17 protein-coding genes, 1 tRNA gene and 2 pseudogenes are annotated in these 21,827 nt (G+C 67.4%); 5 read left to right on the forward strand and 15 right to left on the reverse strand.

The features are described from left to right. Positions 1-115, forward strand: a 115-nt coding sequence (locus CGZ93_RS19560) for an integrase core domain-containing protein (RefSeq protein ID WP_141211006.1), incomplete at its 5' end; no start/stop codon positions are given. An 89-nt stretch (positions 116-204) separates the two neighbouring features. On the opposite strand, the pseudogene CGZ93_RS14025 reads toward CGZ93_RS19560, so the two are convergent. From CGZ93_RS14025 to CGZ93_RS14045, 5 genes and pseudogenes are all read right to left on the reverse strand, one after another. Further along, a pseudogene (locus CGZ93_RS14025) lies at positions 205-1,548 on the reverse strand (ThiF family adenylyltransferase); the annotation flags it as partial. 116 nt (positions 1,549-1,664) lie between these two features. After that, positions 1,665-2,690, reverse strand: a complete 1,026-nt coding sequence (locus CGZ93_RS14030) for an SMODS domain-containing nucleotidyltransferase (protein ID WP_094364787.1) — start codon at positions 2,688-2,690, stop codon at positions 1,665-1,667. Continuing rightward, positions 2,687-3,757 carry a CBASS cGAMP-activated phospholipase gene (locus CGZ93_RS14035; RefSeq protein WP_229117469.1) on the reverse strand — a complete coding sequence of 357 codons (1,071 nt, stop codon included), beginning with the start codon at positions 3,755-3,757 and terminating at the stop codon, positions 2,687-2,689. The genes CGZ93_RS14030 and CGZ93_RS14035 overlap by 4 nt, the downstream gene beginning before the upstream one ends. An 86-nt stretch (positions 3,758-3,843) precedes the next feature. After that, entirely contained in the window at positions 3,844-7,296 is a 3,453-nt protein-coding gene (gene mobF / locus CGZ93_RS14040) for a MobF family relaxase (RefSeq protein WP_229117470.1), read from the reverse strand. 322 nt (positions 7,297-7,618) lie between these two features. After that, positions 7,619-8,224: a TetR/AcrR family transcriptional regulator gene (locus CGZ93_RS14045; RefSeq protein WP_094364789.1), complete on the reverse strand. Its 606-nt coding sequence runs from the start codon at positions 8,222-8,224 to the stop codon at positions 7,619-7,621. An 83-nt stretch (positions 8,225-8,307) separates the two neighbouring features. On the opposite strand from CGZ93_RS14045, the gene CGZ93_RS14050 reads away from it, so the two are divergent. Then, complete coding sequence (locus tag CGZ93_RS14050; protein WP_094364790.1) at positions 8,308-9,060, forward strand: SDR family oxidoreductase; 753 nt, start codon at positions 8,308-8,310, stop codon at positions 9,058-9,060. Continuing rightward, on the forward strand, positions 9,057-10,469 hold the full coding sequence (locus CGZ93_RS14055; protein WP_094364791.1) for an MFS transporter: 1,413 nt from the start codon (positions 9,057-9,059) through the stop codon (positions 10,467-10,469). The genes CGZ93_RS14050 and CGZ93_RS14055 overlap by 4 nt, the downstream gene beginning before the upstream one ends. A 614-nt stretch (positions 10,470-11,083) precedes the next feature. On the opposite strand, the gene CGZ93_RS19565 is transcribed toward CGZ93_RS14055, so the two are convergent. Next, positions 11,084-11,293 (reverse strand): hypothetical protein, encoded by a 210-nt coding sequence (locus tag CGZ93_RS19565; protein ID WP_229117471.1) that lies wholly within the window; start codon positions 11,291-11,293, stop codon positions 11,084-11,086. 37 nt (positions 11,294-11,330) lie between these two features. Here CGZ93_RS19565 and CGZ93_RS19570 point away from each other — a divergent pair, with 37 nt between their 5' ends. Next, complete coding sequence (locus CGZ93_RS19570; RefSeq protein ID WP_229117472.1) at positions 11,331-11,660, forward strand: helix-turn-helix domain-containing protein; 330 nt, start codon at positions 11,331-11,333, stop codon at positions 11,658-11,660. A 252-nt stretch (positions 11,661-11,912) separates the two neighbouring features. Continuing rightward, positions 11,913-12,521, forward strand: a pseudogene (locus CGZ93_RS19575) (recombinase family protein); the annotation flags it as partial. 610 nt (positions 12,522-13,131) lie between these two features. Here the strand turns inward: CGZ93_RS19575 and CGZ93_RS14070 are convergent. From CGZ93_RS14070 to CGZ93_RS14115, 9 genes are all read right to left on the reverse strand, one after another. Further along, positions 13,132-13,204 (reverse strand) — tRNA-Ala (locus CGZ93_RS14070). Between the two features lie 108 nt (positions 13,205-13,312). Further along, a complete protein-coding gene (locus CGZ93_RS14075; RefSeq protein WP_094364792.1) occupies positions 13,313-14,245 on the reverse strand; it encodes a sugar ABC transporter substrate-binding protein in 933 nt (310 codons plus the stop codon). Between the two features lie 27 nt (positions 14,246-14,272). Further along, on the reverse strand, positions 14,273-15,742 hold the full coding sequence (locus tag CGZ93_RS14080) for a xylulokinase (protein ID WP_094364793.1): 1,470 nt from the start codon (positions 15,740-15,742) through the stop codon (positions 14,273-14,275). After that, positions 15,739-16,719 carry an ABC transporter permease gene (locus CGZ93_RS14085; protein ID WP_094364794.1) on the reverse strand — a complete coding sequence of 327 codons (981 nt, stop codon included), beginning with the start codon at positions 16,717-16,719 and terminating at the stop codon, positions 15,739-15,741. Before CGZ93_RS14085 ends, CGZ93_RS14080 begins: the two co-directional genes overlap by 4 nt. After that, positions 16,716-18,215 (reverse strand): sugar ABC transporter ATP-binding protein, encoded by a 1,500-nt coding sequence (locus CGZ93_RS14090; RefSeq protein WP_141211221.1) that lies wholly within the window; start codon positions 18,213-18,215, stop codon positions 16,716-16,718. The genes CGZ93_RS14085 and CGZ93_RS14090 overlap by 4 nt, the downstream gene beginning before the upstream one ends. Continuing rightward, positions 18,212-19,072, reverse strand: a complete 861-nt coding sequence (locus CGZ93_RS14095; protein WP_094364796.1) for a GntR family transcriptional regulator — start codon at positions 19,070-19,072, stop codon at positions 18,212-18,214. The genes CGZ93_RS14090 and CGZ93_RS14095 overlap by 4 nt, the downstream gene beginning before the upstream one ends. Further along, positions 19,069-19,914 carry a tryptophan synthase subunit alpha gene (locus tag CGZ93_RS14100; protein WP_176451778.1) on the reverse strand — a complete coding sequence of 282 codons (846 nt, stop codon included), beginning with the start codon at positions 19,912-19,914 and terminating at the stop codon, positions 19,069-19,071. Before CGZ93_RS14100 ends, CGZ93_RS14095 begins: the two co-directional genes overlap by 4 nt. 236 nt (positions 19,915-20,150) lie before the next feature. Then, the gene (locus CGZ93_RS14110) at positions 20,151-20,945 is read right to left on the reverse strand and encodes a DUF805 domain-containing protein (protein WP_094364798.1); all 795 of its coding nucleotides are present in this window, start codon (positions 20,943-20,945) and stop codon (positions 20,151-20,153) included. Between the two features lie 153 nt (positions 20,946-21,098). Further along, complete coding sequence (locus CGZ93_RS14115; RefSeq protein WP_094364799.1) at positions 21,099-21,812, reverse strand: DUF805 domain-containing protein; 714 nt, start codon at positions 21,810-21,812, stop codon at positions 21,099-21,101. Positions 21,813-21,827 lie beyond the last annotated feature (15 nt).

The following is a 21,827-nucleotide window of genomic DNA, read 5'->3' on the forward strand; positions in this document are numbered from 1 at the left end:
CACCAGCAACACCGAACGTGCCGCCGCACTTGCCCCTTGGCTCGAGCACTACAACACTGAACGATGCCACAGCGCACTCGGAGGCAAACCACCGATCAGCCGGCTACCAACCTGATGGCCGGGTACATCTAGTGCGCCGTCCGTCCTCACCGCGTTCCCGGCGCGCTGGTCGATCGTCCAACAGCCTGCGGTTTCCGGTGGCATTGAAACGTTGAGAATCCCAAGCGTCCCGGTTCGGACGTCGCATGCCATCTGCGCCAGAACCGGGCGCTTGGCGGCTGCGGCCACAGCGTCGAGGATGCGGCCAACCGCGACGCTGATGGTCGCGTCGATTATGACGTCAGCATCGTCTAGGTCCGAGGCTTCGGGGACATGCGCTTCACGAGGTTCCACCTCGACAGCGTCGCTTATTGCGCGCAAGCGCGTGGCCAGAGCTTGCACCTTTGACTCGCCCACATCAGTCTCAATGAAGTTCTGACGAACCAAGAGCCCGCCTGCGATACGGCCTGGATCACACAGCACAACCTTCGTGGCCCCCGCTCTGACGACAAACTCCGCAACCCACGAGCCCAGACCGCCGCAGCCCCAGACATGCACGGTCTTGCCTGCGAACGAGGAGACCGGTCGCGTCGCGTCGCGTCGCGTCGTTATCTCGGGGCGCTGGTCGGAGATTGGTAACCAGTCCATCTCTACATCGGGGTCAATTCTGGCGGGATCGATGGTGATCACGGAATTCCTCTTTGTGCTGGCGCGGGCCAGTGCCCGGATTCGGTCGGCGCCCGCCCCCGGCACGCTGGCAGCCAGTAGGTGCGGTGGGCCACCAGCAGGGTGAGGGACTGCGATGATGAGCCGTTGTGGCGTGCCAGCGGGTTTGCGAATTGCGCTTGCAGCAAGGGCAGTCAGCAGTGGGACGGCATGCCCCGTCAGGTAGCGCTCGATAGTAAAGGCATCACCAGGCGCAATGTGTCCTGCGTACGGGTCTTCGACAAGACTGAGCAGGGAGAGCAAGGTGGTGCCGGCCCCCAGAGGCAACGCGGCATCGAGGCGGACGATCGGTACGTGCTGAGCCGAGTCACGTGCAGGCCCGCTCTGCGCATAGTCACGGTCGAGCACCAGGTCGTAGCGCAGAGGCGAACGCTCGATGAACCAGCCGTGGCGGACGAGCCGGCCCGAGGAGAGTGAGTCGCGCACGACCACGCTCGGCGCGCCAGGTGTCTCGTGCAACACACCACCTACCGCGTGGTAGAGGGCGGTTTGAGGATCGAAACGTCCAGCGGCAGCGTCGCCAAGCCACTCGATGAGTCTGTCGATGAAACCCCCGAATCCTCCAATCGGGTCCCATTCCCGGGAGGGGTCGAGGTACAGACACAGTCGGGTGCCCTGAAGCACATGTGCATGGTCGAGGAACCGGAGGTGATCGACCTCGGCTCTCGGAGGTGAGAGGTCGGACGGCCCTACGATGACGTGGAACTCTTCGTGGTCGTGTAGCCGGAGCCCACCATCCACATACTCAAGTTCCCGGGTAAGGACCCTTAGCCGAAGGCGCATCTCGCCATCGCTGTGCCGCGGCTTGCCGATCAATTCGACTTCCCCCGGGAACGCGGCAGCGAAGGCGGCCAGGTCCGTGAGAACCCTAGCTTGCCACTCGCTGGTGCGTTTCGTGCTCACCCAGCGCGACCCGAATGCTTGACGGTTGACACTGAGGCGGCAGCAGCGGCGCTAGAGACAGCGCTGAACTTGCCTGCTCCGGAGGACCCGGAAGACCCCGAACTGGCTGGCGCCTTGAAGCCATCACCGAACAACGCCTGCCACTTCTTCACACTCTCGTCGAAGTCAGTCTCGTCATAGGCATCCTTGATTTCAGCGGCATGCACGTTGATCCGCTTGCGGAAGTGGGAGTATGTCTCCTGGCTCCAGCGGTGGTCGAACGACGTGCCCGAACCAGATGGGTCCATGATGACCGGCTTGTACGGGTTGGCTTGTAGGTAGTCGTCCAGGTCGGAGACGATGTGCAGTAGAGTTGTCGGGAGATCACTGTAGTACCCGCTGTCGAGCACCTTGCGCCACTCTTCGACCCGCTCGCCCAGCAGCGTCGTCAACAGGATCGACTTGGTACCAGTCCAGGAGTTCTTGTGGTCGCGCAGGAACTTCATGATACGGATGACCTCTCGCAAGCGCTTGTTCGCGATCCCGTCTTTCTTCTTCATCCAGTCGGTGAAGCCGTCAGTGTCGGTGCGTTCCCACTTGTTGTCATCGCGGTTGATGATCCACTGCGTGCCGTCGTCACGTAGCACGAAGGGGACAACATCGACGTGCATCGCGTTCTCGGCATAATTGACGTAGACGCAGCGGCACTTACGACCGTGCGGCATGTTCTTGTAGGGCGAGGTTGCATGCAGCACGTTGTAGATGGCGTCGCCGTACTTCTTCAGGTCGTATGCCCAGTCGGGTTCCTCGATCATCTGGATCATAAAGTCGCCGTCAAAGGCCTTGCCGTTGACTGGCTTGATAATTGTGCGCTGAGGCCAGGAGCCCTGGGGCACCTTCTTCTTGATCCGAGGCTTCAGGTCGGGATCGTTCTTCAGACAGTTGTAGATCGCGTCAACCCTCGCGCTAAGCAGGTTGACCTTGGAATCGGGCAAGTTGACAGTGTTTTCCAGAAAGTTCTTGAAGTAGTCGGTGTGCTTCATGCTGTGCCTCCAGGCGTCGTCGAAGTACCGGATTCGACCGTGCGGTCGCTACCCGGCGAAGAGATAGGCGTGTAGCGCCTCGCGACGTGGTCAGCGAAGCGTTCGGTGAAAAGCGGGCTCAGTGCTCGACTTTCGCCAGCCGCCAGGCCCGCGAGCGCTCCGGGGCTGGCTCGGTCGATCGTGAAGACCTTGCCGGGCACTGAAGCGTCGAAGCGGACGAAGTCGTCCTTGCCAACCAGGTGCATGGCGGTGCCTTGCACACCCCGGCTCGTCGCGGTGATCGTGAGGTCGACGGCGGGCTTGGCCCAATTGAGCCAGCCACCGATGTCGAGTCGTTCAGGGTGAGTGGTCCGCTGGTCAACAGCACCGACGTTGAGTACCCGAATGGCTTCCAACGGCACGTCTAGCATGCTCACCGCCTCGCTGATCGCAACGACGGAAGGGTTGTTGGCCCAGACGCCGCCGTCGATTAGTCGTTGCCCGTCGACACGCGCAGCCTTGAAGAAGGCCGGTGCAGCACTCGTCGCCATCGCGACGTCGACCATCGGAATGCGGCCGTCGCGACGCAGTCGCGGGTGGTGCGGCGTCTTGAAGATGTGCACGGCGCCTCGTTGAACGTCCCACGCGGGGATGACCAACCGTTTCGCGCTGTCTCCGAGCAGCCGGTCGCCGAGCACCTTCGTCAAGGCGTTGCGCAGCGCATCGCCGTCGTAGATGGGTGCAGTGAGTTGACGCGGACGCCGCCAGAATCGCCGGCGCGCCGCCGGGAAGACCGCCTTGACCAGTTCTTCATAGTGCCCGACGATCTCGCTCGGGGTGAGGCCGGCGCCCAGCGCGAGCGCGACGATCCCGCCCGCCGACGTCCCGGCGATCAAGTCGAAGGAGTCGGTGATGCTCACTCCGACGTCCTGCTCCAGCCGCGCCAGCATGTGAGCGGTGAACAGTGCCTTGGCTCCGCCACCGTCGAGGGTGAGAATCTGGAAGCGATTGACGGATGGGGTGGTTGGCTCGATCGTCGTAGATGGGTGGTCCTGCCGTCCGGGCACGGAGACCTGTCCGGTAGGCATCTCGCCTCCGGGACCGGTCGAACTTGCAGGAACTACACCCATGTAACTATTCTACGCCGCCGCACCGACACTCCCTCGGGCTCAGATCAAAGGCTCCGCTCGGGGGAGGTCCGCTCGATCGGGCGACGTTCGGTGGGATCCCCGGACTGGCGAGCGGCCTGCTCTGCCTGTGCAAGTGCACTTCTTGCGCGAACCGCGTCGATCTTCTGCGCCGCGTTCTCCGGTACCGGCCCGAGTGGCGTGTCCTCGGTGATGCCGTACCGGTCGCGGTAGGCCGCGACCGTGCGGGCGTGCCGTCGCCACGCCGCTGTCTTGCGCGGGTCGCGCGGCGGGTCACCGACTGGCCGCATCCAGGCTTCTCCGGCATCGCGGGCGGTGTCGAGCACGGCGTCGGCGCGGGTCTCGATCAGCTCGCGCCGTTCATCGAGTGCCTGCCGCATGTCGCGGGTCATCGGGCCGTCCGCGGATGGGATCAGTCCCGCGATCAGCCGTGGTGCCTTGCGGGTGCGGCCCGAGCCCGCCGGGCGTGCGGTGGCGCGAGCCACCCGGTAGTGCAGGACGGAGGCGATGTCGTCGGCATCGGTGAACCCGCGCGCGGCCACCAGTCGCGGGAACAAGGTGTCGAGGTCGTGGTGGTTGGCTTCGGCGCGGCGCAGTTCGGCGGTGAGTGCCCCGAACGCCTCGGACTCGATCGCGGTGTCGGCCTGTTCGGCTGTCAGACCAGAGGCACGGATGAGGGTGGCCCAGCGGTCGTGTTGGGCTGCAGCGGCGATGGTCTCGTACTCGGCGGCGAGCTGGGCGATCGAACCCCACTGCTCCTGTTCGGCGGTGATGGTCTCGTGCGCGGACAGCTCCGCGCCAACGTGTTGGAGCACGCCGTAGAGCACTGATCGGCCGGTGGCGTCAGGGTTGTCGCCCGGCTGCGGGTGGGCGTGCTCGTCGTCCCGATCGAGGATCACGTAGGCGTGGTTGGAGTGCTTGCCGCGGGTCATCGCGACGTAGAGGTTCTCCCGCGTGGTGGTCGGCTCCACCAGCACGTGCGCGGTATCGACGGTGACACCTTGCGCCCTATGGGCGGTGATCGTGTATCCAAGATCGACATGATCGGACACGTAGGCGGCGGGGAGGACGATGGAGCCGCCGAACTGGCGGCCGGTCTTGCGGATAGTGACCGAGCCGTCGTCGCGGACGCCGGTGATGGTCCAGGTGTCGCCGTTGCGGACCCAGTCCTTGCCGTTGCGTAGGCGGCGGTCGTTGCGGCGGGTGATGATCGTGTCCCCGACCCCCGCCGCGGTGCCATTGTTCAACTCGACCTCCCGACCGGGTTTCAGCGTGCCGTCGAGGATCAGGTCCGCACGAGCACGCTGGTTGAGGGCGGTCACGTCGTCGCGGGTCTCGGCGACCAGCACCGACACCAACCCGTGCTCCCGGTCGGCGCGCCAAGCGGTGTAGGCGGCGTCGGTCATCGCCTCGGCGTCACCGTCGCGGATGCGGTCGTGGTCGAAGTAGGTGTTGATCACCTGCGTACGTCCGTGACGGAGGGCGAGGGAGGCGGTCTTCTCCCACTCGTGGGTGAACCGGTGCACGTCGACCAGCTCCGGCGCATCGCCGCGATCGCCCACGAGGAGTCCAAAGGCGCCGCCAGCGTCCACGGACTGGAGCTGCGCGTAGTCGCCCACCAGCAGCACCTTCGCCCCGGCTCGTTCGGCCAGGTGCGTGATCCGGTCCAGCGAGAGGGTGCCTGCTAGCGAGGCTTCGTCGATGATGACGAGCTGACCCGCGTGGAAGTCCTCACCGTGGATGAGGTGGTTCTGCCACCACTTCGCGGTGTTCTCCGTCGCGATCCCGAGGTCGTCAGCGAGCACCTGTGCGGCCACGGCGGACGGTGCGAGCCCGACCACGGACCCGGTGCCTTGTTCCTTCTCCCACGCGCGGCGCAGCGCGGACATGGCGGTGGTCTTCCCGGCGCCGGCCGGGCCGATGAGCACATCCAGGGTGCGGCCTGAAACGGCGATCTTCATCAGCGCGTCGGCCTGGTCGTCGCCGAGCATTCGTCCCTCGGGGTCTGGCCGCTTGGTGATCCTCTCCACCGTGCGCAGCGCGACGGTGGGTGCGGTCATCGCGTGGGAGCGGTCGAGCAGCCGGTCCTCGGCAGCCAACAGCGGCTCGGAGGAGAGCAGGGTCGAGTGCTTCGGGCGGAACACGCTCGTGCCATCCACCCGCCGGAACGCGGCCGGGCTGGTGGCGAGGTCGGGCGGCGTCAACCGCAGCGACACGGACTCGGCGGCGTCAGCGATCATCGCCACGACGGCTTCGCGGTCGTGCATGGTGGCGAAGCGCCAGCCCATCGTCTGCCGCGACGCCTCGGCCATCAGGTTCCACCGCCGCCAAGTGGACCGCTTCTCACCCACCACCTCGACCACGGTCTGCCCGAGTTCGCCGATCGCATCCAAGGGCACGTCATCGGCTCGCAACAGCAGCGGCTTGTCGTTGTCCGTCACGGTGCGCGCCCAGGCGGTGGCGTCCTGACCGAGCACACCAGTTGCGCGGGTGCGCCACTCGGCGGTGAGGTCGGCCAGCGACCGCACCTCCTTCTCCGGCCGCGTGGCGAGGGTGGCTTGGGCGCGCAGCTTGATGATCGTGGCTGTGGAGGGTTGGCGGCCGTGCCGGGCGACGTACTCGGCGATCAACCGGTCCTTCTCGGCGTCGATGTGCCGGGCACGGGTGGAGAACTCCTGGACCAACTTCTCCGGCACGGTGCTGATCGCCCACGCCGGGTTCCGGTCCCGACCCATGTCTCGGGCCTCCCACTCGACGCCGAAAGTGCGGGTCATGTGATCGGCGAACACCGCCTCGTGCAACTCCGACAGGGCAACCACGGCGGCGTGCATCGGCCGCCCATCCAGCGACCGCCACTTTCCGTCAAACGCGGTCTGGACCTTATTGGAGATGACGACATGGGTGTGCAGATGGGGGTCGCCGGCGCGCGAATCGAAGTGATCGAACGCCGTCGCCACCAACCCAGTCACATCGACCTGCGCAACCGCACCGTCACCGGCGGTTGCACCAGAGCGGGTGGCTGCAACCTCGCGCTCCATGAACGCAACCACCTCCGCAACCGCCCGATGATGCGCCTCCCCGACGAGCGCCTGCGTCCCTGCGTCGGCAACCGCCCACAACGCCGAGGCCGACTTCGGAACAGAGAAGGTGAAGTCGAACCCGGCCACCGCCCGCCGTCTGCCGCGCTCGGTCTCCTCGGCCTCGATCCGAGCGACCGCCTCACCCTTCGCGCCCGGACTCAGGCTCGGGTCGAGGTCAGCGATCCGAGCTCCGATTCGCTCCGACACGGACTTGTAGGCGGGGAACGCGCGACCAAGCGGGCCGCCGGTAATCGGGTCACGTCCCATCCCCATCAAGAGCTGGAGCTGAGCCTCCGACACCCGATCACCCACCGCGAGCTGCCCCTTCCCGAGCGAGACGACGCCGGACCCAAGCCACTGGCCCGGCGGGGTGCCCGCCTCCACGTAGTACCTCGTCAAAGGCGTGGACAGCTCGCGGTCACCGTCCGCGGCCGCGACCGTGCGCAGCAGGTACTTTTAGCCATCGCCCGCCCTCATCACGCGCATCGAAACCGTCACCACGCCACCGACTCTCGACGGCCAGGTGAGCGGGCGCTGACCACGCGAATGCGCCGTCAACTTTGGTTGACACCTCGACCTGCAAGACGCGTGGCGGCTCAGCGGGGTGGCCCGATCGAGCCACGGTCATCGGGCGCCGTCGCGGCCTTTCCGGCGTAGAAGGGTGGCAGGACGACGGAACGGGAGTGACGTACTCGGTCTCGGCTTTGACGGCAGCCTTCGGCTACGGGACCTTGGAGGGCCAAGCCAACATCGCCGCGTCGGCGATCGCTTCGAGCGTCTCCGTGTCTGCGCCGTCTCGTGCCCGCTGAGCCATGCCTTGCTGAACGGCAACCACGTACTCGGCAAGGTTCCGCGCGTCGGTTTCGGTGGGGAGCTTACCGGCGTCGATGTCAGCGTCGATGCGCTGTTGAATCAGCGTGACCGTCATCCTTCGCCGTCGCGCGAGACTTTCTACGACATCGGTCGATCTCGGCGGTGTGTTCGTCGCGCCCTGGATGATGAGGCAGCCGTGTGGCAGTCCGGGAAGGCTCTGGGTTCTGGCGGCCTCCCGCAACAACTGCCGCACTGCACGATAGGCCGTCGGCTGATCGGCAAGCGCGCTGGTGACGTAACTGCCGAACTCCTTGGCGTAGCAGTCCACAGCGAGCTCGAAGAGCTCTTGCTTGCTTCCGAAGGCCGCGTAGAGACTGGACGCCTGAAGGCCGGTGAGGGTCGTGAGGTCTGCGATCGACACACCCTGGTAGCCGTGACGCCAGAAGGCCAGCATCGCCTCTCGCAGCACAGCAGACCGGTCGAACCCGGGCGGGCGTCCACGGTTGCTCGGCATGCCAACCATTCTACAACGATCGCTACAGAACGTGCTACGGTCCTTCTGGAATGACTCCTACAGAACAGATGAGGTGTGTAGCGATGGGCGTGTTGGACGGTAAGACGGCCTTGGTGACCGGAGGCGGACGCGGCATTGGCCGGGCGATCGCGGAGCGACTCGGCAGGGACGGCGCACGAGTCGGGATTCACTACGGGCACAATGAGAAGGCCGCTCTTGAGGCAGTCTCAGCCATCACTGGCGACGGTGGTGAGGCTTTCGCGATGCGGGCGGACTTCACGGCCTCTGACGCCGCGTCTCAGATCCGGCAGAACCTGGAACAGCACGCCGACCGCCTGGATGTCCTGGTCAATAACGCGGGCATCGGGGATGTTCGCAAGCCGATGGCCGACGTGACGGAGGCGGAGTTCGACAGGCTCTTCAGCGTCAACGCCAAGGCCGTCTTCTTCGTGACTCAGGCGCTGTTGCCGATCTTGCGAGACGGGGGCCGCGTCATCAACATGTCGGCCAATCTGACTCGCGGCGGCGTCGAGGGATATCTCATGACTTATGCCATGAGCAAGGCTCCAATCGACACCTTCACGGTCGCCTTGGCCAAAGAGCTCGGGCCTCGTGGCGTCACCGTCAACGCGGTGGCACCCGGCGTGATCGACACCGACATGAACACCGGTTGGCTCGGAAACGAGCAGGCCAGGGCGTTCGTCTCGGGGTTGTCACCGCTCGGTCGAGTCGCGAAACCGACTGACGTCGCAGACGTCGTTGCCTTCCTGGCGTCCAGCGACAGCGGCTGGTTGACCGGACAGCGGATCGAGGCTTCGGGCGGAGCCGGGATATGAGCGACAGAAGCCCCTGGCGGGCGTTCGGCGTCCTGGCACTCATCGAGTTCTTGGCGGTCATGGACGCCTCGATCGTCAACATCGCCTTGCCGTCGATCGGCGATTCGCTCGGCTTCTCACCCACCATGCTGGCCTGGGTCGTCGACGGCTACCTGATCGGGCTGGCCGGTTTCATGCTGGTCGCCGGTCGCGCAACCGATTTGGTAGGCCGAAGGGCGCTCTTCCTCGCCGGCGTCGTGGCCTTCACTGGCTTCTCCGTCCTGTGCGCGGTTGCTGTTGCACCGTGGCAGTTGATCGCCAGCCGGGTCGGCCAAGGCGTCGGAGCCGCACTGGCCATGCCCTCGGCGATCGCCCTGATCACCGACCTGTTCCCGGCGGGGGCAGCTCGGAACAAGGCCCTCGCCGCGTTCAGCGGCATGGCTGGGGTGGCTGCTCCGATCGGCCTCGTGCTCGGTGGCGCACTCACCGCGACGAGCTGGCGTTGGATCTTCCTGATCAACATCCCAATTGGACTGTTCGTTGTCGTGGCCGGACTGCACCTCCTCCCGCGCGGGCAGCGCCGAACCGGGGCACACCTGGACATACTCAGCGCGTTGGGATTGACCGGCGGCCTCGTCTTCTTGACCGTGGCAGTGCTGCGCGGTGGAGCGCAGGGCTGGGAGTCTGTCCCAACATTGCTGCAATTCGGAGCCGCCGCAGCATTGCTGCTCACGTTCAGCCTCCGTCAGGCGGTCGGCCGCAATCCTCTGGTCCCACGTGAGCTGCTGCGATCACGAACCATCGCGATCGGAAACCTGATCTTCGTGCTTGTCGGCACCATCCTGCTCGGCACGTTCTTCATCACCACCCTCTATCTCCAGCAAGTTCGGGGACTGGACCCCTTGTCGGCCGCCCTGGTCTATCTGCCCGTACCGGCCGCGATGTTGGCCGGCACCCAGCTCGCACCCAAGTTTCTCCGAGTAGGAGCGCCCAATACCCTGATGGGCGCCCTGGTTCTCCAGGCGATATCCCTCGCCGCATGGGCGGTGCTCATGCGAATAGAAGGCAGTCTGCTCCTCACCTTCGTCGTTCCCGCCACCGTATGGGCGCTCGGTCTCGGCGTCTCGATCGTGTGCTCATTCGTCGTCTGTACATCCGACGCAACACCACAACTTGCCGGAGCCGCATCCGGACTCGCGACCACCTCATACCAAGGAGGCGGCGCAATAGGGCTAGCCCTCCTCGCCCTCTTGGCTGACGTCAAGACCGACCATGCGGGAACCGGACCAATCGCACTCACGACAGGTTTCGCGGCGGCGCTGTGGGCCTCGTGCGCGATAGCTGTCATCGGAGCAATCGCCACCCGTCTCATCACCGCATCTCGCAGGACATCAGGCGCCAGTGACCGCCAAAACGCGCTCGCGGAATAATTAGCGGCGTCGGTGCTCAGCTGCGGGCCTCCTCCCCGATCTCGTTTGCTTCTGATGGAGCGCCCGACTCGCGCCTCGATCCCCAACATGGTGTCACCATCTCGCACCACTCGAGCAGACGGGGCGAGAGAAAAAGGGCCAATCATGGCGCACAGCAGATCGAGCATCGCTCCCTACGGCACCACCGTCCTCGAAGACCGTCTCGTTCGTCTGACGCCGGGCAAGTGCGACCAGTGATGAGCTGACCGATGGGACTCCGAGCTGAAGCTGCGAAGCGTTCGGTTACGCCCGAAACTCAATCGTTTCAGCCGATCCTGGCGCGGACGCGGACGGTCCATTCGCCGGTCGGCCCGGTGGCGTACGACTGTGTGAAGGTGATCGTCGTCCGGTCCGGCTCGGCGATCCTGTTCAGCGAGTTCGGGCAAAAGCCCGTCAACGTCGGCGACGCGGTGATTCTCGGTGCGAACGTGCTGTGCGGCTCGGAGCCCGAAGGGCAGATCACTGTCACCACCATCTACCTGGACACCGACTACGTGATCGACCAGGTGTTCTGGCAGCACGCCGGGCTGTTGCAGGATCGGCTCGAAGCCCAGGGGTTGGCCGAGACTGTTTACTCAGAGCCGGCGCAGGTACTTCGCCTCGGTGAAGAGCGCGCGGGGATGCTGATGCCGTGGCTGGATGAGCTGGTCGAGCGGAGCATCGAGGGTGGCTTTCCCCGGAACTTCTACCGGATGCAGGCGGTGTGGTTCAGCATCGCCCACGCAAATCGCCCCGTTCGTCAAGGTCTCGCCGGTACGGATATCGGCGTCGCAGCGCGCGCACATCCGACCCACACTGCCACGGCATCGCCAGTTCGCGCCCTTGCGCGCCGAAGCCCGCCGCACAGCGGAGCTGCTGCACCGGGCACCGGAGGAACACTGGACCCTCGACGTCCTGGCCTCCAGGGTGCATCTGTCGCCCTCGCAGCTCAGCCGGGTGTTCATCGACGCCTACGGCAAGACGCCCCTAGCGTATCTGACCATGCTCCGCGCCGAACACCTTGCCAAGTCGTTGCGGGAGACCGACTTGCCGATCGAGACGGCGATGCGGGAGGTCGGCTGGCGCAGCCGCGGACACGCTGCCCAGCAGTTCCGCAAATACGTCGGGCTCACCCCCACCCGGTACCGGCAGTTGACCCTGCGCGCGAGCTGAACGCCGCTCCCGATCTGAGCATCACGAGCGGGATATCGGGAGCATCCCGGCACCGAACCCCACCGGGCTGGAGACTTCCGGTAGGCCGGTATGTCCTACGTCAGGCGCACCACGAGTTCTCCTGACGGCCACCCTACCGACCTCGTAGTCCGCTGACCGTCTCGACATACCTGCTGGTTCTCCTGGCGCACCTCGTTGGTGCACCGCCGCCCTCTGCTGGGCGCGGTCTATGCCGGGAGGAGGCCAGAGCAGATGGCGACGAGGCAGGAAGCCCGCGAAGCAAGCGAGGCGAAGCTCGACGAGCTGCACGAGAAGCTGACCGGCGCGGTCGAGCGGCTGGTGTCGGGGCCCGATTGGGGCTACCTCAACGTCCGCGAACGTGACCAGAACGGCCGTGAGGTCCGCACCGTGCAGCTCGATCCCGAACGTGCTCCGCTGATCGAGTGGGCGTTCAAGGCCTACGCCTCGGGGAACTGGACCGTCAGCCAGCTCCACGACGAACTCACCTCCCGTGGACTGCTCAGCCTGCCCACCCCGAAACGCCCGTCCAAGCCGCTCGCGGTGTCCTCAGTGCACCGGCTGCTGACCAACCCGTACTACAAGGGCGATGTCACCTACCGCGGCGTCAACTACAAGGGCGCCCACGCACCGCTCGTGCCGGCCGAGGTCTGGTACCAGGTGCAGGCGGTGCTCACCGCGCACAAGTCTGCCGCCGAGGCCACGCAGGTCCACGACCACTACCTCAAAGGCACCATCCACTGCGGGCTGTGCGGGTCCCGGCTGATCGTGTCCAACGCGAAGAACCGGCACGGCAACGTCTACTGCTACTTCTTCTGCTCCGGCCGGCACTCCAAGCGCACCGACTGTGCCCGCGGGGCGGTCCTGATCGCCGACGTGGAGAAGCTGATCGAGGACTACTACCAGCGCATCCAGATCACCCCCGCCCACTGCGAAGCCCTCGCCGGGATGCTGCACCACGAGTTCGACCAGCTCATGGCCGCCGAGACCGACGAACTCGCCCGCCTCACCATCCGTCGCGACCGGCTCCAGCACGAACAAGAACGACTGCTGCAAGCCCACTACGCCGACGCCATCCCGCTGTCCCTGCTCAAACGAGAACAAGACCGCATCCTCACCGAACTGGACAGCATCAACCGCCGCATCGATGCCCACCACGGCGAGTACGCCGACGCCCGCGCCCATCTGGACGACGCTCTGAACCTGCTGGAGAACTGCGCCGAAATCTACGCCCGGTGCGACGACGCCAACCGGCGCCTGTGCAACCAGGCCTTCTTCACCAAGGTCTACATCGAGGAGGACGACGAACTCCGCGTCGAGAACAACCAGCCCTTCGAGATGCTGCTCGACCCCGAGGTCAACGCCAACGCCCTCAACTGGGCTCAGAACGGCGACAAGGCCCGAACCCAGCCCAATGATTCTTCGGGCAAGGGTTCGAGCCTTGTGCGCGGGGTGGAGCTAAGGGGACTCGAACCCCTAACCCCCTGCTTGCAAAGCAGGTGCGCTACCAATTGCGCCATAGCCCCGCGGCCGCGTACGGCCGATGGCACAGGCTATGCCACCGGCGCGGACACGGCAAATGCCAACGGCGCCAGCCCCGAGGGGGCCGGCGCCGTGGGCGTACGCAGTGACCGTCAGTCCTGCAGGAGTTGGCCCGGGAGCTGGAAGTCGTTCTTCTCGGGGGCCTTGCCCGTCTCGACCTGGGCCTTGATGAGCTCGACGACCTTGCCGGAGATCGCGCGCCAGTCCTGCGCGACGGTGGACTTGAAGTTGCCCTGCTTCTTGATCTCGGCGAGCGCGAAGTCCTGGCCGTCGACGCCGGCGACCGGCACCTTCTTGCTTGCGGCGTCCAGTGCCTGCACCGCGCCGAGAGCCGGCTCGTCCCAGCCACCCCAGATGCCCTTGATGGCGTCGCCGTTGGCCGAGATCGCGTCCTGCACGGACTTGCGGGCGTTGTCGACCGGACCGGGGACGTTCACGTGGATCTTCTGGATTGTCATGCCTTGCTCTGTGAGCACCTTCTCGGCGCCCTTGGCCCGCGCGTTCACCCCGGGGTGCGGGTCGTGGGTCAGCATGACCACGAGCCCCTTGGTGCCACCCATCGAGGCGACGAGGGACTCCGCGCTCATCTTGCCGAGCCCCGCGTTGTCGGACGCCACGTTGGCGGTGACGCCGTCGACGGGTGCGGCGTCGATGGTGTAGACGGGCACCTTGGCGTTCTTGGCGGCCTTAAGCCCCAGGGAGGCCTGGGTGGGATCGCCCGAGACCATCACGATGGCGCTCGGCTTCTGGACCGCTGCGTCCTGGAACGCACTGTTGAGCTTGCTCATGTCACCGGCGGTGTCGGTCACCGACACCGACCAGCCCAGCGGGCTGGCCTGCGACTTGAATTCGTCGACGGCCTTCTTGGTGGCCGCGTTGGCGAGGTAGGGCGTGACGATGGCGATTTTGACCTGCTTAGCCGTCGCACCACCTTCGGAGCCGGAGGAGCCGCCGGAGCAGCCTGTCAGGGCCAGCATTGCCGTTGCGAACACGGCAATGATGGCGCGGATGCGCGCTGTGAACATCGTGATCTCTCTTCCCACGTCGTTGTGTCAAGGAATTCGGTTGGACAGGTCGTGAAAGGTCGTCGCCAGCGCCTCGTACAAACGCAGGTGCTGGGCGATACGGGCGTCGGACAGCGGCGAGCGGGGTCGCGTACGCACGACTCCGTCGTCCTGTCGGAAGATGGGGTCCAGGGCGAGGGCGTCGCCGGTCGCCTCGGCCGCCCAGGCCGCCGCCGACCGCGCTCCCACCATGTCGAGATCGGCGGAAGTGGTGAGGATGTCGGCGCCGAAGGCGTCGGCCAGCAGCTGGCGCCACGCCGGCGAACGCGATCCGCCGCCCACCAGTGGCAGCGCCGAGGGCGGGCCACCCATGAGGTCGGCGGCGCAGCGCAGGTCCAGCGCCACTCCGAGCAGCACGGCCAGGTACAGGTCCTCGGGCTGCGTCCCCGCGTCGACCCCTACGAACGCCCCCCGGGCCGCGATGTCGCGCACCGGCGTACGCGCGCCGCTCAGCGAGGGCAGGCACAGCGGGAGGTGGGCAGGATCGACGACGTCGAGCCGCTCCCGGGCGCGGCGGTCGGCCGTGGCGAAATCGACATCGCCGAGCAGGTAGCGGCGGGCCCAGTCGGCCGCCGCACCGCCACTGAGGACCGCGCCGATCCGCAGGCACGCTGAGCCCGGCAGCGAGAGGTGGTGCACCGCGCCGACCCGGGGGACCTCGGGGGTGGGACCCACCGCGGCGACCCACGCGGAGGTCCCCAGATAGAGGTACGCGCTGCCCGGGTCGAGCCCGATGAACCCATGGGTCGTCGATCCGGCGTCGCCCAGCGCGTGCACGAGCGGGATCCCCGCCCGCAGCCCCAGCTCGCGGGCCGCGTCGGGAGCAAGGACGCCGGCCACCGCGGGGGCGTCCTCGAGGCGCGGCATGGCGTGCGGCGGCAGGCCCGCGGCCTCGACGAGCGTCGGCTCCCAGCGGCGGCGGCCGAAGTCCATCAACCCCGTGGTGGCGGCGGTGGTCGCGTCGCAGACCGCGGCGCCCCCGGCCCGCACGATGACGTGGCCCGGCGCCCCGAGCAGCGCCGCCTCGGTCCGCTCGAGCACGCCCGGCTCGTGGTGCCCCAGCCACCGGGCCTTGGCCGTGATGCTCGTCCCGTCCTGTTCGTTGGCCGTCAGGGCGTCCCACTCCGGGACATCGCTGCGTACCTCGTCGGCCTCGGCCGTCGCCCGGTCGTCGCTGTAGAGGATGGCCGGACGCAACGCCGCACCGTCTGGCCCCACGCAGGTGAGGGTCTGCATCTGGCCGGTGAACCCGATCGCCGAGACGGAGTCGTCGGCGGCTCCGGTCGCACGCACGGCTTGCACGAGGGCGTTCCACCAGTCCGCGGGGTCCTGCTCGTGCACACGGCCCGCCCAATGGGTCGTCAGGGGGGCGTGGCCGGCCCCGAGCACGCGGCCCGCCGGGTCGAACACCGCGGCCTTGACGACGCTGGTGCCGAGGTCGACGCCGAGGACCGTCATGACGGCCTCCGCGACAACCGGCTGAGGCTCACGGCCAGGATGATGATGAGGCCGGTGAGCACCTGCTGGACGTAACTGTTGACCTGGACGATGTTGAGGCCGTTGTTGAGTACGCCGACGATGCCCAGACCGACCAGTGTTCCCCCGATGGTCGGGACGGCCGCACGCGACAGGGTGATGCCGAGGAAGACCGCGGCGATCGAGTTCAGCATCATCGCGTCGCCGGCCGTCGGGTGTCCCGAGGCCAGCCGCGCGGTGAGGATCGTGCCCGCCAGCGCCGCGCTGGCCCCCGACACGCAGAACGCCAGCAAGCGAACCAGGCGCGCATTGACCCCCGACAGCCGCGCCGCCTCGGCGTTGCCGCCCACGGCGTACCAGGAGCGGCCGAGGGTGGTCTTGCTGAGCGTGAACCACACGACGGCCCCGACCACGACGGCATAGAGCACGACGAGCGGGATCCCGCCCACCCGCTCCTGGCCGAGGTTCACGAACGCCGGGGGCAGCCCGAAGATCGTCGTGCCGTTGCTCAGCAGCAGCGCAAGGCCGCTGAAGGCCGTCATGGTGGCCAGGGTGGCGATGAACGCCGACAACCCGAGATAGGAGACGAGGAACCCGTTGAACAGCCCGGCAGCGAGGCCGATGGCGAGGGCCAGGGCCACGACGAGCACGATGGGTCGTCCGGCCAGCAACTGGCCCGCGGCGACCACACCGACGAGCGAGGCCAGGCTGCCCACCGACAGGTCGAAGTCGCCGACGGCCATCACCACGGTCTGGCCGATCGCCACGATGGCCAGGACCGCGAGCTGTTCGAGGATGTTGATCCCGTTCTCGGGCGTGGCGAACACTTCGGGCCGCAGGGCGGTGAACAGCAGCAGGAGCGCGACCAGACCCAGCAGCGTGCCCAGTTGGGCGACTCGGCGGTAGAGGTCCCTCCCGGCCCTCTTCGGTGCGGGCGTCACGTCGGCGTGGGAGCTCATGATTCCTCCGGCTTGCGGTAGCAGTGGGTCAGGACCTGTTGTTCGGTGGCGCCGGCCGCGGGGATCCGCGCGCTCACGCGGCCCTCCCGCAGCACGAGGATCTCGTCGCAGACGCTCAGCAGCTCGGTGATCTCGCTGGACACCACGAGCACGGTCACCCCGGCGTCGGCCAGGTCGCCGATCAGGTCGTGGATCTCCTGCTTGGTGCCCACGTCGATCCCGCGCGTCGGCTCGTCGAGCAGCAGCAGCCGCGGTTGGCGGCGCAGGTACTTGCCGAGGACGACCTTCTGTTGGTTGCCGCCCGACAGCTGTTCCACCGGTTGGCGGATGGACGCGGCGCGTATGGCGAGGTCGTCCATCGTCGTCCGCGCCAGGGCGGACACCCGCCGCCTGCTGACGACACCGCCGCTGCTGACCTGGTCGAGGTTGGCGAGGGCGATGTTGTCCTCGATCGAGTCGGCCAGCACCAGGGCCTGGGAGCGGCGTTCCTCGGGGACGAGGGCGACCCCGCGGCGCATCCGCGTCCGGATGGAGGCGCCCGACAGTTCCGTGCCCTCGAACGTGATCGTCCCGGTGCGGGCACGCTGGGCCCCGGCGAGCGTGCGGAGCAGCTCGCTGCGCCCCGAACCCGCGAGCCCGGCCACGCCGAGCACGCGGCCCGCTTCCGCGGTGAACGAGACGTCCCGCAGTCGGTTGCCGGTCAGGGACTCGACCACGAGGGAGGCCTCGGCGCCGGCTGGTAGCTTGGGGCGCGAGCGCGTCTCATGGGTGCGGCCGATCATCGTCGCCACCACGGTGGGCTCGTCGACCTCGAAGGTCGGTCTGGTCCACACGTGGTGGCCGTTGCGCATCACCGTGATGACGTCGGTCAGCGCGAAGATCTCGTTCATGCGGTGAGAAACGTAGAGGATGGCCACCCCCGTGGCCTTCAGCCCGGCCAGCACCGCGAAGAACTGCTCGATCTCTTGGTCAGTCAGGGCGGCGGTGGGCTCGTCGAGGATGAGGACGCGGGCCTCGCGGGCGAGGGCGCGGGCCACCGCCACCATGGTTTGCTGCACGGGGGACAGCTCGCTGACCGGCACTGTCATCGGCAACCGCTGGCCGAGTTCGGCCAGCACGGCTTCGGCCCGACGCCGCTGGCGCTGGCGGTGGATCAGGCTGCCGGAGGTCTCGTGCCGGGTGCCGAGGAAGATGTTGTCGGCGACCGGGAGCGCGCCGACCAGCAGCAGCTCCTGGGGCAGCGCCACGACACCGGCGTTCTGGGCCTCGTGGACGGTGGCCGGGGCGTACGTCTCCCCGCGGAGGATCATGGCGCCCCCCGACGGCGTCACCGCTCCGGAGAGCATCTTGATGACGGTCGACTTGCCCGCCCCGTTCTCGCCCATCAGGCCGTGGATCGTCCCCGGCATCAGCGACATGCCCATGTCGGCCACGACATCGACCGACCCGTACCTCTTCGTGAGACCGGTCGCGGTCAGCACGGGGGCGTCCGTCATCGGGACCACCCCTCGCGGGCGAGGACCGGCTCCTCAGCCAGATCGAGGTCGGCTCGCAACATCATGGGGACGACCGCGCTCGCGGAGCGCTCGACGCAGATGACGACCGCGTCCCCCACGATCAGGGCCCGGTCGTCGACGAGCGGGCGGTTCCGGGCGTCGAAGGTGAGACGGGCGCTGAACATGGCCGGGGCGCCCGGCTGCTGGTCCAGAAGCCCGGCCGACTCCTCGTCGAGCGTGGTCGCCTGCAGCAGCTCGTTGGCCGAGCTCACCTGCAGGCCGGAGTCCTCGAGCACCGCGTACAGCGGCGTCCGTGACAGGTCGGCGGGGTCAAGGAGCTGCGCGACCTCGTCGGGGACCAGCGAGGCCTGCAGCACCACCGGCTTGTCGTCGACGTAGCGCACGCGGGTCAACTCGTGGGCGGTCGGGCCGGGCAGGTGCATGCGCAGCTGCTCCATCGGCGAGACCGTCACCTGCTTCCAGCTCAGGAACTCCGTACGCAGCTGGCGGCCGGAGCGCTCGATCTGGCGGGAGAAGCTGCTGAGCGCCCCTGTGGCCAGCGCGAAGGGCGGGTGGCTGACGAACGTGCCGCGCCCCTGCTTGGCGGTGATGAGGCCCTGGTCCGACAGCACCCGCAGGGCCTGGCGGATCGTCATCACGGTGACGCCGAAGGTCTGCGCGAGCTCCTTCTGCGAGGGCAGCGGCTGGCCGTCGGGGAGGTCGCCGTCGGTGATCGACATCGCGATCGCGCGGGCGATGGCGGTGTACTTGGGGGTGCCGTCGTCGCGGTCGAAGGCGACCCGCGTGGGCGACCACGGCGCGGTCCCGGCGCGGCCGGCGGGGTAGGGGGAGGTCATCGGGCGTACCCCCCCACGGCTCCGCCGACTCCTCCGCGGCGTACGGAATCTGCTCCCCGGTCAGCGAGGGCGGGGACCGCGGCCGCGACCTGTCGGCCCAGCTCGTCGGGCGACTCACCGGCGGCGGCCACCAGACGGGTGCCGATGATGGCGCCGTCGGCGCCGGCCCGCACCACGGTCCGCACCTCGTCAGGACCGCGTACGCCGAAGCCCACGAGGACCCGATACGCCCGACCACCCATGGCGTCGTTCAGCTCGCCGAGGCGCTCGAGGGCCTTGTCGGCGTTGAACCGTCCCCCGGTGCGCAGATCTGCGGACTGCAGATAGATGATCGGACGGTCGAGGTCGCACCCGCTGATGAGCCCGAGGTCTTCCTCGCGATAGAGGAAGAGCACCGAGTCGACACCGCCGGCGGACGCCTGCTGGGCCACGTCGAGCTGGTCGGCGAGCGAGTGCTCCGGGAGCAGCAGGGCGTCCGCGTCGCCCTCGACGAGGGAGTCGAGCAGTGCGGGGACGCCCCGCTCGTCGGCGGTGGCGCGGTAGGCGAGGGCGATGAGCGGGTCGGCGGGGTCGTGCCGCGCCGCCGCAGCCAGACGCAGGGCCGCCGGGACGTCGAGGCCCCACTGGGCCGCGTCGAGGCACGCACGCTGGATGACGGGTCCGTCGAGGTCGGGAACCGGTCCGGGGAGGCCGACCTCGAGGGCATCCAGACCCGCGGTGAAGGCCGCCCGCGCGCTGGCCGTGAAAAGGTCCGGCGTCGGGTAGCCGGCGGGGAGATAACCGACCAGGACTCCGCGGGAGGCGGCCGCGGCCTGGTCCAAGCGTTCCTGCAACCGACCCATGGAAACCCTCCTAGTCATCTAGATGACTACAATCGTAAGAGGCCGCCCGCTCCCGCCGCAAGGGTCTTGGGAAATGCTCCTAACCCCTGCCTGCAAAGCAGGTGCGCTACCAATTGCGCCATAGCCCCATCGACCCGTACGCCGGGCCGAGGATCATGCGTACCGGGAAGGCGAAAGGGGCGCCACCGCGATGGTGACGCCCCTTCGACTCGCTGCGCTCGCTCAGAGAGCGGGGATCAGGCCTCGGAGACCGGCTGGGAACCGTCCGGGTTGTCGAAGCGGGCACCTTCGGGCTTGGACTCCATGAACGCCATGATGAACGGCACGATGCCGAGGCTGATTAGGTTCAGCAGCACCAGATACCCGCTGAAGTTGGCGTCGTGCAGCCGGCGCACCCACGCGGAGTACATCGGAACGATGGTCGCCAAACCGATCAGACCGCTCAGCACCAGTCCGATGAAGTAAGTGGCCGGCAAAGCTCCGGTCCGCGGGTCGATGCCCGCGGCGCCCACCATCATCAGGATCACCGGAATGATCTGGAGCAGGAAGACGAACAGCACGGCGTACCAGTACTCCGAGCGCGAGGCGCGGCCGTAGAACTGCGCGTAGTTCTTGAAGAACAGCTTCACCGCGGTGCCGAAGCCGACGCTCGGACGGGCGCCACCGGCCGCGGCGGCACCGTAGGGCTGGGTCTCGGTGCCATAACCCTGCGAGCCGTAGGCCGCGCCCTGGTCGTAACCCTGCTGACCGTAACCCTGCTGGCCGTAGTCGCTGGCCGACGACTGACCGTAGGCACCCTGCTGCTGGCCGTAGTCGCTGGCGGAGGGCTGACCGTACGCCTGCTGCTGACCGTAGTCACCAGTGGACTGCTGGCCGTAACCGCCCTGCTGCTGGCCGTAGCCGGCGTCCTGACCGTAACCGCCCTGCTGCCCGTAGCCGGCGCCCTGGCCGTAGTCGCCCTGGCCGCTCTGACCGTAGCCACCCTGGCCACCCTGACCGCTCTGACCGTAGTTGTTGTTGCCGTAACTCATTCTCTCCCCTTCGTTGAGTGGCAATGCCTCAGCGCTGACGAGCCTGCCGCATGGATGGTTCCATTGCCACTCGATCGCCGTTGGCGCGGCCGAACTCTTAGCCAATCCTTCACTGCCGGGGGGTCAGTGCACCCACTGCCCGGCTGGCGGACGTCAGTCGACCGCCGGCTGCGTCCCGTCCGGGTTGTCGTATTTCACGCCCTCGGGCTTGGAGTCCATGCAGCACATCACCATCGGAGCGATCCAGCCGACGTAGGGGAACAGCGAGATCAGGTACATGAAGCCGGAGAAGCCGGCGTCGTGGAGTCGGCGTACCGTCAGCGACAGCAGCGGAACGAGCACCGCCAGATAACCCAACCCCATCACGATCAGGAGCAGCCCACCGGCCATGCCCGGGCCGTTCGAGTTGCCGCTGGCGACGGAGACCCCGATGAACATGCCCATGAAGACGGCGTACACCACGAAGTTGGCCAGCTGCACCCACCAGAACTCCGAGCGCGAGGCCCGACCGTAGAAGTTGGCGTAGTTCTTGAACATCAGCTTGATCGCCTGGCCGAAGCCGACCGACGGCCGCGGCGGGTGTGCGGCGTCGTAGCCGTAGCTCGGGTAGCCGTAGGGCATGTGCTGCACCGCCGGCGGATAGCTGGGGGCGGCGTACGGGTCGTTGGTCACGTAACCGCTGGGTTCGTTGGCCGAACCCGGGTACGCCGAGCTGCCCGGGTAGGCCGAACCGCCCTGGTAGCCCTGGCCGTAGTCGTAACCGCCCTGACCGTAGGGGTCCTGGCCGTAACCGGACCCGCCCTGTCCGTAACCCTGTCCGTACGGATCCTGCCCCGAGGTGCCCGAACCGTAACCCTGGTAACTCACTACCACTCCTCATGT

It is taken from the genome of Enemella dayhoffiae, assembly GCF_002250625.1.
Lineage (GTDB): Bacteria > Actinomycetota > Actinomycetes > Propionibacteriales > Propionibacteriaceae > Enemella > Enemella dayhoffiae.